Raw genomic sequence first — 12,484 nt, 5'->3', positions numbered from 1 at the left:
CCCGACACCCTGGATGCTGCGCATCCGGGTCAGGCTTCTCACCTGCCACAAAAAAGCCGCCCGGAGGATACCGGACGGCTTCTTTTATCGAAAAGCGTTTGTGCGCTCCAGATGTTCTAGAACATGTCCTTGACGGACTTGGCTGCGTTTACCGCATTGCCAACCTTGGTCAAATCCACGCCAGCGTAGTCGGAGGCGACACTCTGGAGGACCTGCTTCTGCTCGTCGCTGAGCGAACCCATCTGATAGATTTCGGTCAGGCTCTTGGCAGCAGCATCCTTGTCACCGGTCTTCATGGCGGCGATGGCATTGTTGACGGGGCCGCTCATGTCCGGATCGGAGGTGTCAAAGCTCTGGTTCATGGCGTAGGCCGATACGGTGCCCTTGACCTCGTCGACGATCTTGGCCTGATCATCGGTCAGGTCGAGTTCGCTCAGTTTGTTGAGGTTGTCGAGGGACTTGAGCGTATCGCCGCCCTTAAAGCTGGAAATGGCGCTGCTGAGGAGGCCGCTGGCTTCCTTGTTGCCGGAGAAAGAGCTCTTCAGCGAGTCAATGGCCTTGGTGGTGTTTTCCGTGGCGACTGACTTGGCTGTCTTGTCCAGCGTTTCAGCATACTGGGTCTTCGAAGGTGCGGTTTCTTCGGAGGGAGCACTCTGCATGGCGGAGAGGCTGGTGGTGCCGAGAGCGACCACGGCAGTGAGAGAGAGGAGTTTGCTCAGGTTTTTCATACGATGTAATGCGTTGATGTGGAGATCTTGGAGAACTGTCCTATTAATAAATGGAATAAGACACACCGAAGTCGAGCCGAATTATCGGCCAGTTAGGCCGCTTGTTAAGCGCTTGATTAGCATTAGCACACGTTGATAGTCGCTTTCCTTGTCCGCGCTGGGGATCACGTGGTCAAATTCTCCGGTGCGGGCCAGCTCATCCTGGGCGCTTTTCAGGCGGCGTGCGATGTCGGATTCGTCATTGTCGCCACGGCCCAGCATACGCTCGCGCATCTGCTCGGGGGTGACGCTGACGAAGATCGTATGTAGCCGCCCTGTCAGGGCGGGGCTGTCCTTTTCGGCCTCCCGGAAGGAGGCTGCACCCTGCACGTCGATGTTCAGCAGCACGTGGTGCCCAGCGTCCAGATGGCGGTCGATCTCGCTCTTGAGGGTGCCGTAGTAGCGGCCATGGACCTGGGCGTGCTCGTAAAACTCGCCTTTCGCCAGCCGCTGCTCGAACTCCTCGGGGCTGAGAAAGTAGTAGTCCTCGCCGTGGACTTCGCCTTCACGGGGGCTGCGGGTGGTGCAGGTGATGACGCGCCGGAAGCTGTCCGGATGCTCCGCCAGCAGGCGTTCGCATAGAGTGGTTTTACCGCTACCGGCTGGGCCGGAGAGGATGATCAGCTTGGCCTGTGTCGGCTCGGAATCACGCATGCAGGGCGGCTTAGTAGGTGAAGGATAGGATAAAGAGGACCGCGCCATACGCGGTAAGGATGCCCCCGAGGGTCTTCAGGCGCGTAGCTTTGGCATAGAGCCAGGTGAAAAAGTTTCGCAGGCGAAAAGGCGAGGCACCGATGATTAGGGCAGCAATGATAGCCAGATAGACGACGGCGACCATGAGCAGGCGCTGCGGGTGGTCAAACTGCATGTAGGCGGCGTTGAGCAGGGGCCGGGCTGACAACAGGATCAGCACCGCCAGCCCGCGTACGGCCAGGAAATCCTTTACGAAGAAAAACGAACCCAGGGCGGTCACGCCGAAAAGCAGCAGCAGGAGCTGCTTGTAGTCACCAAAGTCCGCCTGTCCCAGATGGGCAACATGCCACAGAAACCAGATCGCTGCCGCTCCAAACAGCACGACGGCTGCCGGTGTTGAGCGCATCCAGGCAAAAGACGCGGATTGCCCGGAGGGGCCTTTCCAAAGAAACCAGCTGCCCAGTGCGAGCAGGACCAGGCCGGTCAGGAATGTTGCCAGAAAGAGGGACATGAAGCACTCAGCTTGCCCGAGCCGGGACGCGTGGGAAAGCTTAAATTCCGCGCATATGCCCCTAGAAGGGCAACGTGAAGAATCGCAGGTACTCGTTGCCGTGCAGGCACTCGATCACGTCAGCCAGTACGATGGCCATGAGGAACCAGATCACTTCACACATCCCTCGCTCAATAATCTTCGGCTTGATCATGATCTCGTCCACACGCTGGATGCGCAGATGGCTCGGCCAGAAGCGCGGGGTCTCAGCCTTGTAGGCTGTAAAGTCCGCCCCAAAGAGTGTCTGCAGGCGTGCCTCCTCGCTGAGGATGACGCCACGGTAATAGGCCAGGAAGAGCAGAGCGGCCAGCCCCGCAAAGATCACGCTCTGGGCAGCGAGGAAAAAGCCGACGACCCCGATAAAGGAAAACAGATACAGGGGGTTCCGACTCAGGGAGTAGGGCCCGGACTGGCAGAGCACCTCATTCTTGCGCCCGGCGATGTAGAGCAGGCACCAGATGCGCCCCATGGCGGCACAGCCGAGCATCATCATGCCGAGAAACTCTATCCCCTCATAGGGCATCGAGCAAAACCCCTTGGGGACACCGACCAAGACCCCGGCCATAAGTGCACAGGCGATGATAAGCGAAACCGGTTTGCGGAGCCGCTCGAACGGCACGAAGGTGGCGGATTTGGCCAAGCCAGTAAGGGTACTCATTGTTGATATAAGACGGCATTGAGCGGTCCCGCGTTCAAAAGTTTCCTCAATGCCAGTGGCAGGGCCGACAGGACACCGGTGAGGTGCCTGAGGGAGGGCGCGTAGCGCACAGACAATGCTAATGTGCTGCCCCTACAGAGGGGCAGCGAGCCTTAGCGAGCGATGGGGCAAAGCCCCATGATTGCCAGCGGGTGTAACCCGCTAGTGCTTCTTGCGCTTGACCAGTTGCTGGGTCATGGCGAAGCGGGCGAGGGACTCGAGCTTCTCGATCTGAGCAGCGTCGTGGCCTTCCTCGCGGGCTTTCTTCAGAGCGGCTTCAGCCTTCTGGCGGGCATCCTCGACGAAGTTCAGGTCGATCTCCTGAACGTTGATCGCGCCCTCGGAGAGGACGGAGACCACGTCGTTCTGGATGCGCGCGAAGCCCTTGTCCACGGCCAGGTATTCCCGGCCGGTGTCCATGGTGGCCTGGATCTCGCCCGGCTCGAGGATGGTCATCATCGGCTGGTGACCGGGCAGGATGTCCACGTCGCCGTTGGCGGTGGGCAGGACCACGTCGGCAACTTCGCCGCTGAAGGCTTTGCCCTCGGGGGTGACGATTTCCAGTGTCAGAGGCATGAGGAAGCGGGATTAGGCCTTGGCGGGCTCGGTGACGGACTCGATCGAGCCCTTCATGTAGAAGTCGTTTTCGTTCACGTCGTCCAGCTCACCGTCGAGGATCATCTTGAAGCCACGGATGGTGTCGGCGACGGGGACGTAGACGCCCGGGAAGCCGGTGAAGACCTCGGCCACGTGGAAGGGCTGCGAGAGGAACTTCTGGATCTTACGGGCGCGGTACACGGTCTTGCGGTCCTCTTCGGAGAGCTCGTCCAGACCGAGAATGGCGATGATGTCCTGCAGGTCCTTGTAGCGCTGGAGGACGTTCTGCACACCACGGGCGACTGCGAAGTGCTCCTCACCCACGATGTCGGGGGCCAGGGCGTTCGAGGTTGAGGCCAGCGGGTCCACAGCCGGGTAAATACCCAGCTCGGCGATGCGGCGCTCAAGCACGATGGTCGAGTCAAGGTGGGCAAAGGTGTTGGCCGGGGCGGGGTCGGTCAAGTCGTCCGCCGGCACGTACACGGCCTGGAAGGACGTGATGGAGCCCTTCTTGGTCGAGGTGATGCGCTCCTGCAGGATACCCATTTCCTGGGCCAGGGTCGGCTGATAACCCACCGCGGAGGGGGAGCGACCGAGCAGAGCGGACACCTCGGAGCCGGCCTGCGAGAAGCGGAAAATGTTGTCCACGAACAGGAGCACGTCCTGGTTCTTTTCATCGCGGAAGTACTCGGCCATGGCCAGACCTGTGAGGCCGACACGCATACGGGCACCGGGGGGCTCGTTCATCTGACCGTAGACGAGGGCCACCTTTGAGTTGGAAATGTTTTCTTGGTCGATGACGCCGGATTCGCTCATTTCCCAGTAAAGGTCATTACCCTCACGGGAGCGCTCACCCACCCCGGCGAAGACCGAGTAACCGCCGTGCGCCTTGGCGATGTTGTTGATGAGCTCCATGATGACGACGGTCTTACCGACGCCCGCGCCCCCGAAGGCGCCAACTTTACCGCCCTTGATGAAGGGGCAGATCAGGTCGATGACCTTGATCCCGGTCTCGAGGATCTGTGCCTCGGTGTCCTGCTCCAGCAGAGTCGGCGGGTTGCGGTGGATCGGGTAGCGTTCCTTGGTTTCGACCGGGCCGCGCTCGTCGACCGGCTCACCGATAACGTTAAAGATACGGCCGAGCACCTCTTCACCGACCGGCACGGAAATAGCGGCTCCGGTGTCGATCACATCGAGGCTACGCACGAGGCCCTCGGTGGAAGACATCGCCACGGCGCGGACCATCCCGTCGCCCAGGTGCTGCTGGACTTCCAGCACGATCATCTTGTCCTGTTCGCCGAGCTTGTAGGTGACGTGCAGGGCGTTGTAAATTTTCGGCACGCTGTCTGCGCTGAACTTGACGTCCACCACGGCGCCGATGATCTGGGTGATTTTACCGGTATTGCTCATTTTCGAACTGTGTGTAAATGGGTGAGAGGGAATGGGTTGAGTTATTCGGCCGCAGCGGCGGCGATTTCGACGATTTCCTGGGTGATGGCAGCCTGTCGGGCCTTGTTGTATTCGAGGGTGAGGTCATCCACGAGGGTCTTGGCGTTGTCCGTGGCGGCCTTCATGGCGACCATACGGGCACTGTGCTCGGAGGCCTTGGCCTCGCGTGCCATGTGGTTGATCTCTTCCTTGATAAAGAGGTTGGGCAGCTCCTGGAGAATCGACTTCGCATCAGGCTCGAACAGGAACTCGCGCTCGTCAGCCGAAGTCTCGGCCAGGTCAAACTTCTCGCGCTTGCGCAGTTTATCAAGCTGCTCCCTCAACTGGTCCATCGGGGCCAGGCGAGTCAGGGTCGGCTCTTGCGCGAGGGTGTTGATAAAGCTGTTGTAGAGCACCTCGATGGTGTCGATCTCGCCCTCGTAGTAGAGGTTGAGTATGTACTCGACCACCGCGCGAATCTCGTGGTAGGCGACCTTATCCGAGATGGTGAAGTCTGCCTTGAGTTCGCGGTGAGTGCGGCTGAGGAACTGCGTGGTCTTGCGGCCGATGGAGACGTAGGCGGCCGGGTCCTTGATCTTGATGATCTCCTTGATCAAGTTGGCGTTGAGCGCCCCGCACAGGCCCTTGTCCGTGGAAATGACGAGGATACCGCGCTTTTTGATCTCACGGCCTTCCAGCAGCGGATGGCGGAACTCCGTCTCCTGGTCGGCGACCGACTCAAGGATTTCAGCCAGAAGCATGGCGTAGGGGCGGCCTGAGATGGCATCGTCCTGCGCCCGCTTCATCTTGGAAGCGGCCACCAGCTGCATCGCCCGGGTGATTTGCCCGGTGTTTTTGACCGCCTTGATGCGGCCTCGGATTTCCTTGGTGCTCGGCATGGGATCAGGCGACGAAGGTCTTCTTCCAGTCCGCGATGGCAGTCTTTAGCTCGGCGCTGATATCGTCGGTGAGTTTGCCCTCAGTGCGGATCTTGTTCAAAAGGTCGGCCTTACCGGCGATCAGGTACTGCTCAAGCGAAGTGACGGCGGCGGTGACTTTTTTCACCTCGATGTCGGCCATAAAGTCGTTCTGGACGGCCCAGATGAGGGCGACCTGCACCTCGGTGCGCTTCGGGGAGAGCGGCGGCTGCTTGAACAGCTCGACCATGCGGTCACCCATGTCGAGGGTGGCCTTGGTGCGGGCGTCCAGGTCGGAGCCGAACTGCGCGAAGGCGGCCAGCTCGCGGTACTGGGCCAGCTGACCCTTCACCTTACCGGCGACCTGCTTCATGGCCTTGACCTGAGCGGCCGAGCCCACACGCGAGACGGAGATACCGACGTTAATAGCCGGGCGCACGCCTTGGTTGAACAGGTCGGTCTCCAGGAAGATCTGACCGTCGGTGATGGAAATGACGTTCGTCGGGATGTAGGCGGACACGTCACCGGCCTGCGTCTCAATGATCGGCAGGGCGGTCAGCGAGCCGTTACCGTTGGCTTCGTTGACACGGGCGGAACGCTCCAGCAGGCGGCTGTGCAGGTAGAAGACGTCACCGGGGAAAGCTTCACGACCGGCGGGGCGCTTCAGCACGAGCGAAATCTGGCGGTACGCCACGGCGTGCTTGGAAAGGTCGTCAAAGACGATGAGCGCGTCCATGCCGTTGTTCATGTAGTACTCGCCCATGGCGGCTCCGGAGAAGGGAGCGATGTACTGGTTGGCCGGGTTGTCAGCGGCAGGAGCGGTCACGATCGTGCAGTAGTCCATGGCACCGGCGGCTTCGAGGGCCTTGATGGTACGGGCGATGTTGGACTGCTTCTGGCCGATAGCGACATAGATCGAGTACATGGGGCGGAAGCCTTCCTCGAAGCTGCCGTCCTCGTTCTTGTGCTGCTCGTTGATCTGGGCCTGGTTGATGATCGTGTCGATGGCCACAGTGGTCTTACCAGTGGCGCGGTCACCGATGATCAGCTCGCGCTGGCCACGGCCGACGGGGATCATCGCGTCAATGGCCATGATACCGGTCTGCACCGGCTGGTCCACAGACTTACGGGGGATGATGCCGGGGGCGATCTTCTCAACCGGGTAAAATTCGTTGCTTTCGATCGGGCCTTTGCCGTCGATCGGCGTGCCGAGAGCGTCCACTACGCGGCCCAGCAGGGGCTTACCGACGGGGACGGAGAGCAGGCGGCCGGTGGTCTTGGCCTGGTCGCCTTCCTTGAGCTCGGAGGCGTCCCCGAGGATAACGACACCGACGTCGTCTTCTTCAAGGTTCAGGGCGATGCCGTACACGCCGCCGGGGAACTCGATCATTTCGTTGTACATGGCCTCGGAGAGGCCGTCGATACGGGCCACGCCGTCGGCGATCTGTACGATGTTGCCGACATTGGTTTTGACGGCCTGGGTTTCGAGCTTGGCTATCTCGGCCTGGATTTGTTCAAGAACGGTGCTCATATCAATGCGGAGGTCTGAGAGGTACGGTTTACGGGTAAGGGATTAAAAGAGGATCAGTCGATGGCGGTTTCGAGGGCGTGGAGGCGACCGGCCAGAGAGGCGTCGTAGACGTCGTCACCGATAGCCACCCGGAAGCCCGCGATCAGGCTTTCGTTTTCGCGGGGCATTACGTCCACCGCGCGATTGTAGTGTTCGCTGAGTTCCTGGCGGATCTCGGCCAGGGTGGATGCGGGAAGCTCACCGGCGTACTCCACCTGAGCCTGGCTCCGGGCCAGCTCCTGACGGATATACACGAGGTACTGCTTGAGGAGGGCGCGCAGGTGGCGCGGTGGGTTCTGCTCAAGCGTGGTCAAGACGCCCCCTACCCGCTCGGCGCTGACGCGACCGGTCTCGTCGAGCGAAAGCTCCACGAGCTTGTGGGCAAAGGTTTTCAGTTGGTCTTGGGTTTTGCGGTCCATTGCGGCTAAAGGGGGCCTTAGTTCTTGCCGTAGAGTTCTTTCGCGGCGGCCTCGCTGAAGCGGGTCTTCTCTTCGCCGGAAAGGTCGCGGTTGAGAACTTTGCCGGAGGTTTGCACGACCAGCTGGGCCACTTCGCGGCGCAGCTCGTTAAGCATCTGCTTGCGCTCCAGCTCGACGGATTCGTGCCCCTTGTTGATGATGGTTTCGGCCTTGGTGACGGCTTCCTGGGTTTGCTTCTCCAGGTAGGTCTTGGCGTTGGCGCGGGCCTCTTCGATGATCTTGGCGCCGTCGACAGCCGCGTCCTTCATCTTTTCGGCGTACTGCTTTTCGGCTTCGGCCAGACGGGTCTTCATCTCCTCGGCATACTGGAGGCCGTCCTCGATCTTCTTCTTGCGGGAATCGAGGGTGGAGACGACCGGCTTGAAGGCGAACTTCCACAGCACGATGGCCACAAGAATGAAGTTGATGCCCTGAGCCAGCAGCAGGTGCCACTCTACGTGAAAGGTAGCGGCCAGTTTTTCGATGACACTGCCAGAGCCGACTCCCTCGTGGGAGACTTCAGCGGCGGCAGCGATAAGGTTGGGCAGGAGATCGATCATGGGAAAGTGTCGGTGCGGGCCGTTTCAGGCGACCCGCACACATAGAAGGGTTTAAGCCTTAGTACAGGAACAGGGCGTAGAAGGCGACAGCTTCAGCCAGCGCCATGCCGAGAATGCCCTGAACGAGGATCTTACCGGAAGCGCCGGGGTTGCGGCCAACGGCTTCAACAGCCTTGGTACCGACGAAGCCCACGCCGAGGGCAGCACCCAGACAGCCGAGGCCAGCCGTGATGCCGGAGCCAATGTCACCGGTGATTTGTGCGATCAGATCGAACATGATGTGTATGAGTTGGTTTTTCTTTTTGGTTGGAAACCCGGGCGCCCACACGCGTTGGCATGGTCCCGTCCGGGAAAGTCTCTAATGCGCGTGGGCGTGTTCCTCCGCGCTGTCGTGGTTACAGATCAGGCCGATGTACACAGCCGTCAGCAGGGTAAAGACCAGGGCCTGGACGAAACCGATCAGGATCTCCAGGAAGTAAAAAGGAACCGGCAGGACCCACTCGAACATGCCGTGCATGCTGGTCAGCAGGTTTTCGCCCCCGAAGACGTTACCGAAGAGTCGGAACGGCAGCGAAACAAGGCGGGACAGGATGGAGATGACCTCAATCAGGCCGACGCCCATAAAGATGGCGAACAGAGGTATATAGATGAAGCCGGGTACCTCGTTCTTGTCGGCTTTGTTTCCAAATAGGTCAAAGAGCAGTATTTTCGGGCCTGCGTATTTGAGGACAAACCAGATCCACGCCAGGAAGGATATAATAGAAAGAGCCAAGGTAGTGTTCAGGTCCGAGTTGACCGGGCGGAAGTAGTACTCGAAGTGCCCGTCATAGTACTTACCGTCAATCTCGCGCACGACATAGCCGGCATCCTCTTTGGCCTGCATCTCTTCCATGCTGATCTCCTGAGTCGGGACGAAGTGCCCGAAGGTACCCACGCCGGGGAGCAGGCCGCTCCAGTTCATGATCAGGATGTAGGTGAACAGACACAGGAGCAGGGGAAAGACTTTCTTGATCAGCTTTTTGCCAACGATGGGGGCCATCGTGTCATAGACCCATTGTACGAGCCCTTCGACCATGGCCTGCCCGGCTCCGGGGATCAGGGTGGCGCGGCCGACCATGAAGCGGATGACAAGAATCAGCAGGATCGACAACACCCAGCCGGTGAGCATGGCATTGGTGATCGGCAGCCCGAGCACTTCGGTGATCTCGTAGGCGTAGGGGCTGACCGCACTGCTGCTAGCGAAAGCAGGGGTGGTGAAAAGGGCGGCGGCGCCGATGAGAGAAGCCGTTTTCCTGGGCACGGGCATGATAATTGTACTAATAGGGCTGGAGAGATTTTTGAATAAAGGGCATACGCATTGACGTATCCTTCTAGACGCGTCAACACTCGAATCCACGGGAATTGTCGTCAACTCTCTATTCACGTTCAACGGTTCGGTCGCAACCAGACGTGGCATTAATTAGTAATCGTTATGCTTTGCGTGCATGGTTCCCGGCTTGACGGTCGCTGGCCCTTTTGCATGACTGGACGCATGCCCAGCCCGAAGGATATCACCGGTTCCCTGTCAGATTGGGAAAAGCGGAAATCGGCTCGACCGGACCCGCAACCCGCCATGGGTCAACCGGTTAACGCCCCTGCTGCTCCGAGCGAACGGCGCCTGAACCCGGACCTTTTCGGTATCTGGGTCTATAGTTTACTTTTCATCGCATTGCTGGGGCAGCTTGCATTGATCGTTGCTCTGGATATCTTCTAGCGCATGAATCCCTCCAAGGTCAGCTACGGTCTCGCTTCCTCCCCTTTCGGCCGCTCTCTGGTGGCTTTTCGCGGTAAAACTTTACTCTACCTCGGCTTTCCAGAAGCTGGCGAGCAGCCGGAGGACACCCTGCAAGGGGCTCGACTTGGCAGTGATTTCGCCCGCGATGACAGCGCAGCCCAGTGGTTGGCCGACCAAGTCTTTTCCGGTGAACACGTTGAAACCGCGCCCGTTGGCACGGCCTTCCAGCAAGCCGTCTGGGATGCCCTCAAGGCGATCCCGGCGGGAGAGACTCGCACCTACTCGGATATCGCCCAGGCTGTGGGCCGCCCCAGTGCCACCCGTGCTGTGGGCACCGCTATCGGTCGTAATCCCCTCGCCTGGCTGATCCCCTGCCACCGCGTCATCCGCCGGGATGGTACGCTGGGCGGCTATCGCTGGGGCCTCACCATCAAGCGCCGACTGCTCGCCGAGGAGGCAAGTCAGGTCAAAGCCGCCTAAGGCGCCGGTTGCTCAGCGCAGACCGAGACTACACCACGCGTGTGGAGACGATGGACCGGTAGGCGTCCATGTAACCCTGGAAATGCGTTTCCTGCTCGAAGGGCCAAGGCTCCTGCGGGCTGATCTGCCAGCGCGAATGCTCATAGAGGTGGTTCGCCGTCCACAGGTGATAGCCAGCGTGGTCGGTGCGGTAGCAGAAGCGCCCGCCCGGCAGCGTGACCTCGGCCAGCTCCTCCAGGAAGCCACTCTGGATCATGCGGTGCTTATGGTGGCGCTTCTTGGGCCACGGGTCCGGAAACAGCATGAACACAAGCTCCGCCTGAGCCCGACCTTTTAGCGCAGCCAGGAATTCATCGGCCTCGGCCTTGAGGAAGTGCAGCTTGTCGAGCCCGCGCTTGGCGGCCTTGGAGGTCGCCTTTTCGATGCGCTTGGTCATGATGTCGATCCCTACGCAGGTGCGATCCGGGTGAGCCTGCGCGTAGGCGGTCAGAAAATGACCGTGCCCGCAGCCAAACTCCAGCACGATGGGCTCGGCCGGGTCGAGGTGCTCCTGGCACCACGCGGAAAGCTCCCGGCAGCGTTGACGTGAGCGGGCGAGCGCCGCGGCGTGCCCGTCCAGGCCGGTAAAGGTTGCTTGCTCAGACATTGGGGTCGGCAGGCTGGGATATGCGGCGCTTGCGGCTGACGCGTGCGTCGGCCTCGGCGCTGGTATCGGGCAGTGTGAACTCGATGCGGGTGCCCTCGCCCTCCACGCTGTGCGCAGAGACTTCGCCCCCGTGGAGCTGGATGATGTGCTTCACGATGCTCAAGCCCAGGCCCGTCCCTCCCAGTTCGCGCGAACGGCCTTTGTCCACGCGGTAAAAACGCTCGAAAATGTGCGAAAGATCGCTGCTGGGGATGCCGCAGCCATCGTCTTCGATCGACACCCGGATGCGCCCGTCTTCGAAGTGAGCGCGTATCTGTATCTTGGTAAAGCCCTTGGCATAGCGGGTGATATTGTCGCAAACATTCTGAAAGACACGCGAAATCTTGATCGGATCGATCATCAGCCGGTCGATCATCGGGTCTACGTCCAGCAGGACGCGCTGGCCACCGGCGTCGAGCCGCGGCTGGATATTCTCCTGGAGCTCGCGGATGATCTGCGGCAGCGAGTATGGCTCCTTGGAGACCGACTCAGTCCCCCACTCCAGCCGGGAGAGCACCAGCAGGTCCTCCAGCAGCAGGTGTAGCCGATCGACGTTCTTCTGGATCTTGGCCAGAAAGCGGGCCATTTCCTCCGGGCTCAGGGTGTCCTGGTCTTCCAAGAGGGTGTCCGAATAGCCCTTGATGATCGTGACGGGCGTGCGCAGTTCGTGGGAGACATTGGCCACGAACTCCTTGCGGATGCCTTCGAGGACCTTCAGGCGGGTGATGTCGTGCAGCACAAACAGCGTCATGTCTGGCGCCTGGGGGTCGATACTCGAAATCGGGGCGCCGGTAATCTCAAAGGTGTGCGAGCTCTTACCCCGTACGAGGTCGATCTCCTGAAAGCCACTGTACTCACCGGCGCGTATGCGCTTCATCAGCTCCAGGAACTGCGGGCTCTGCAGATAGCTCTCCACGCGTTTACCCTCGGTGCGCCCCTCTATGCGCAGCAGGCGGCGGGCGGCGGGGTTGGCCATGATGAGCTGGTTTTCGTCATTTACGACCAGCACGGCCTCGATCAGGTTTTCCAGAGCCGTCTCAATCTGGTGCAGATAGCTCTCCTCGCGGCGCTCGGTGTGGCGGCGGATATCCGTCAGGGTGTTGATCTCACGTGCCAGACGGTCCAGGTAGTAGCGCTTCGGCCAGTTCCCCTTCTCGTTTAACAGCAATGACTTGCGATCCTCGATGGCCTCGGCGGACTTACGCAAGAGCGTGCGCAGCCGTGCCAAGCGCACCAGCAACACCAGCACCCAGACCGCCAAAAGCAATACGATGACCTCCATGCTGCTGGAATGGTGGCGGCGGAGCG

General features: G+C 60.3%; 16 protein-coding genes. 2 read left to right on the top strand and 14 right to left on the bottom strand.

The window, feature by feature from the left end; translation table 11 throughout:
- Positions 1 to 116: 116 nt before the first annotated feature.
- From K0V07_RS03925 to K0V07_RS03870, 12 genes are all read right to left on the bottom strand, one after another.
- Complete coding sequence (locus K0V07_RS03925) at positions 117 to 728, bottom strand: hypothetical protein (RefSeq protein WP_220623234.1); 612 nt, start codon at positions 726 to 728, stop codon at positions 117 to 119.
- An 81-nt stretch (positions 729 to 809) separates the two neighbouring features.
- On the bottom strand, positions 810 to 1,421 hold the full coding sequence (gmk, locus tag K0V07_RS03920; RefSeq protein ID WP_220623233.1) for a guanylate kinase: 612 nt from the start codon (positions 1,419 to 1,421) through the stop codon (positions 810 to 812).
- A 10-nt stretch (positions 1,422 to 1,431) separates the two neighbouring features.
- Positions 1,432 to 1,971 (bottom strand): hypothetical protein, encoded by a 540-nt coding sequence (locus K0V07_RS03915; protein ID WP_220623232.1) that lies wholly within the window; start codon positions 1,969 to 1,971, stop codon positions 1,432 to 1,434.
- A 61-nt stretch (positions 1,972 to 2,032) separates the two neighbouring features.
- Complete coding sequence (locus K0V07_RS03910) at positions 2,033 to 2,668, bottom strand: isoprenylcysteine carboxylmethyltransferase family protein (protein WP_220623231.1); 636 nt, start codon at positions 2,666 to 2,668, stop codon at positions 2,033 to 2,035.
- A 201-nt stretch (positions 2,669 to 2,869) separates the two neighbouring features.
- Positions 2,870 to 3,283, bottom strand: coding sequence for an ATP synthase F1 subunit epsilon (gene atpC / locus K0V07_RS03905; protein ID WP_220623230.1), 414 nt, complete (start codon positions 3,281 to 3,283; stop codon positions 2,870 to 2,872).
- Between the two features lie 12 nt (positions 3,284 to 3,295).
- The gene (atpD, locus tag K0V07_RS03900) at positions 3,296 to 4,714 is read right to left on the bottom strand and encodes a F0F1 ATP synthase subunit beta (RefSeq protein ID WP_220623229.1); all 1,419 of its coding nucleotides are present in this window, start codon (positions 4,712 to 4,714) and stop codon (positions 3,296 to 3,298) included.
- 41 nt (positions 4,715 to 4,755) lie between these two features.
- Positions 4,756 to 5,631: an ATP synthase F1 subunit gamma gene (gene atpG, locus K0V07_RS03895; protein ID WP_220623228.1), complete on the bottom strand. Its 876-nt coding sequence runs from the start codon at positions 5,629 to 5,631 to the stop codon at positions 4,756 to 4,758.
- A gap of 4 nt (positions 5,632 to 5,635) precedes the next feature.
- Positions 5,636 to 7,180 (bottom strand): F0F1 ATP synthase subunit alpha, encoded by a 1,545-nt coding sequence (gene atpA, locus K0V07_RS03890; RefSeq protein WP_220623227.1) that lies wholly within the window; start codon positions 7,178 to 7,180, stop codon positions 5,636 to 5,638.
- Between the two features lie 53 nt (positions 7,181 to 7,233).
- Positions 7,234 to 7,638, bottom strand: a complete 405-nt coding sequence (locus K0V07_RS03885) for a F0F1 ATP synthase subunit delta (RefSeq protein WP_220623226.1) — start codon at positions 7,636 to 7,638, stop codon at positions 7,234 to 7,236.
- A 17-nt stretch (positions 7,639 to 7,655) separates the two neighbouring features.
- A complete protein-coding gene (gene atpF, locus K0V07_RS03880) occupies positions 7,656 to 8,237 on the bottom strand; it encodes a F0F1 ATP synthase subunit B (RefSeq protein WP_220623225.1) in 582 nt (193 codons plus the stop codon).
- Positions 8,238 to 8,295: 58 nt separating this feature from the next.
- A complete protein-coding gene (locus tag K0V07_RS03875) occupies positions 8,296 to 8,514 on the bottom strand; it encodes an ATP synthase F0 subunit C (RefSeq protein ID WP_220623224.1) in 219 nt (72 codons plus the stop codon).
- Positions 8,515 to 8,595: 81 nt separating this feature from the next.
- Positions 8,596 to 9,543, bottom strand: a complete 948-nt coding sequence (locus K0V07_RS03870) for a F0F1 ATP synthase subunit A (protein WP_220623223.1) — start codon at positions 9,541 to 9,543, stop codon at positions 8,596 to 8,598.
- Between the two features lie 306 nt (positions 9,544 to 9,849).
- Between K0V07_RS03870 and K0V07_RS03865 the strand changes: the two genes are divergently transcribed.
- Positions 9,850 to 9,990 (top strand): hypothetical protein, encoded by a 141-nt coding sequence (locus K0V07_RS03865; protein ID WP_220623222.1) that lies wholly within the window; start codon positions 9,850 to 9,852, stop codon positions 9,988 to 9,990.
- 3 nt (positions 9,991 to 9,993) lie between these two features.
- Positions 9,994 to 10,491: a methylated-DNA--[protein]-cysteine S-methyltransferase gene (locus K0V07_RS03860; protein WP_220623221.1), complete on the top strand. Its 498-nt coding sequence runs from the start codon at positions 9,994 to 9,996 to the stop codon at positions 10,489 to 10,491.
- A 28-nt stretch (positions 10,492 to 10,519) separates the two neighbouring features.
- Here the strand turns inward: K0V07_RS03860 and trmB are convergent, their stop codons facing one another.
- Entirely contained in the window at positions 10,520 to 11,137 is a 618-nt protein-coding gene (gene trmB, locus K0V07_RS03855; protein ID WP_220623220.1) for a tRNA (guanosine(46)-N7)-methyltransferase TrmB, read from the bottom strand.
- Complete coding sequence (locus K0V07_RS03850; protein ID WP_220623219.1) at positions 11,130 to 12,458, bottom strand: ATP-binding protein; 1,329 nt, start codon at positions 12,456 to 12,458, stop codon at positions 11,130 to 11,132. Before K0V07_RS03850 ends, trmB begins: the two co-directional genes overlap by 8 nt.
- Positions 12,459 to 12,484: the final 26 nt, after the last annotated feature.

The sequence above is a fragment of the Ruficoccus sp. ZRK36 genome (assembly GCF_019603315.1).
Taxonomy (GTDB): Bacteria; Verrucomicrobiota; Verrucomicrobiia; order Opitutales; family Cerasicoccaceae; genus Ruficoccus.
Note: the sequence above shows the minus strand (reverse complement) of the source record. Positions and strands in the feature narration are given on the sequence as shown.

Excerpts from the sequence above, each read along its gene's own strand:
- K0V07_RS03925 (WP_220623234.1), bottom strand. The coding sequence starts at position 728 with ATGAAAAACCTGAGCAAACTCCTCTCTCTCACTGCCGTGGTCGCTCTC.
- gmk (WP_220623233.1), bottom strand. The coding sequence starts at position 1,421 with ATGCGTGATTCCGAGCCGACACAGGCCAAGCTGATCATCCTCTCCGGC.
- K0V07_RS03915 (WP_220623232.1), bottom strand. The coding sequence starts at position 1,971 with ATGTCCCTCTTTCTGGCAACATTCCTGACCGGCCTGGTCCTGCTCGCA.
- K0V07_RS03910 (WP_220623231.1), bottom strand. The coding sequence starts at position 2,668 with ATGAGTACCCTTACTGGCTTGGCCAAATCCGCCACCTTCGTGCCGTTC.
- atpC (WP_220623230.1), bottom strand. The coding sequence starts at position 3,283 with ATGCCTCTGACACTGGAAATCGTCACCCCCGAGGGCAAAGCCTTCAGC.
- atpD (WP_220623229.1), bottom strand. The coding sequence starts at position 4,714 with ATGAGCAATACCGGTAAAATCACCCAGATCATCGGCGCCGTGGTGGAC.
- atpG (WP_220623228.1), bottom strand. The coding sequence starts at position 5,631 with ATGCCGAGCACCAAGGAAATCCGAGGCCGCATCAAGGCGGTCAAAAAC.
- atpA (WP_220623227.1), bottom strand. The coding sequence starts at position 7,180 with ATGAGCACCGTTCTTGAACAAATCCAGGCCGAGATAGCCAAGCTCGAA.
- K0V07_RS03885 (WP_220623226.1), bottom strand. The coding sequence starts at position 7,638 with ATGGACCGCAAAACCCAAGACCAACTGAAAACCTTTGCCCACAAGCTC.
- atpF (WP_220623225.1), bottom strand. The coding sequence starts at position 8,237 with ATGATCGATCTCCTGCCCAACCTTATCGCTGCCGCCGCTGAAGTCTCC.
- K0V07_RS03875 (WP_220623224.1), bottom strand. The coding sequence starts at position 8,514 with ATGTTCGATCTGATCGCACAAATCACCGGTGACATTGGCTCCGGCATC.
- K0V07_RS03870 (WP_220623223.1), bottom strand. The coding sequence starts at position 9,543 with ATGCCCGTGCCCAGGAAAACGGCTTCTCTCATCGGCGCCGCCGCCCTT.
- K0V07_RS03865 (WP_220623222.1), top strand. The coding sequence starts at position 9,850 with ATGGGTCAACCGGTTAACGCCCCTGCTGCTCCGAGCGAACGGCGCCTG.
- K0V07_RS03860 (WP_220623221.1), top strand. The coding sequence starts at position 9,994 with ATGAATCCCTCCAAGGTCAGCTACGGTCTCGCTTCCTCCCCTTTCGGC.
- trmB (WP_220623220.1), bottom strand. The coding sequence starts at position 11,137 with ATGTCTGAGCAAGCAACCTTTACCGGCCTGGACGGGCACGCCGCGGCG.
- K0V07_RS03850 (WP_220623219.1), bottom strand. The coding sequence starts at position 12,458 with ATGGAGGTCATCGTATTGCTTTTGGCGGTCTGGGTGCTGGTGTTGCTG.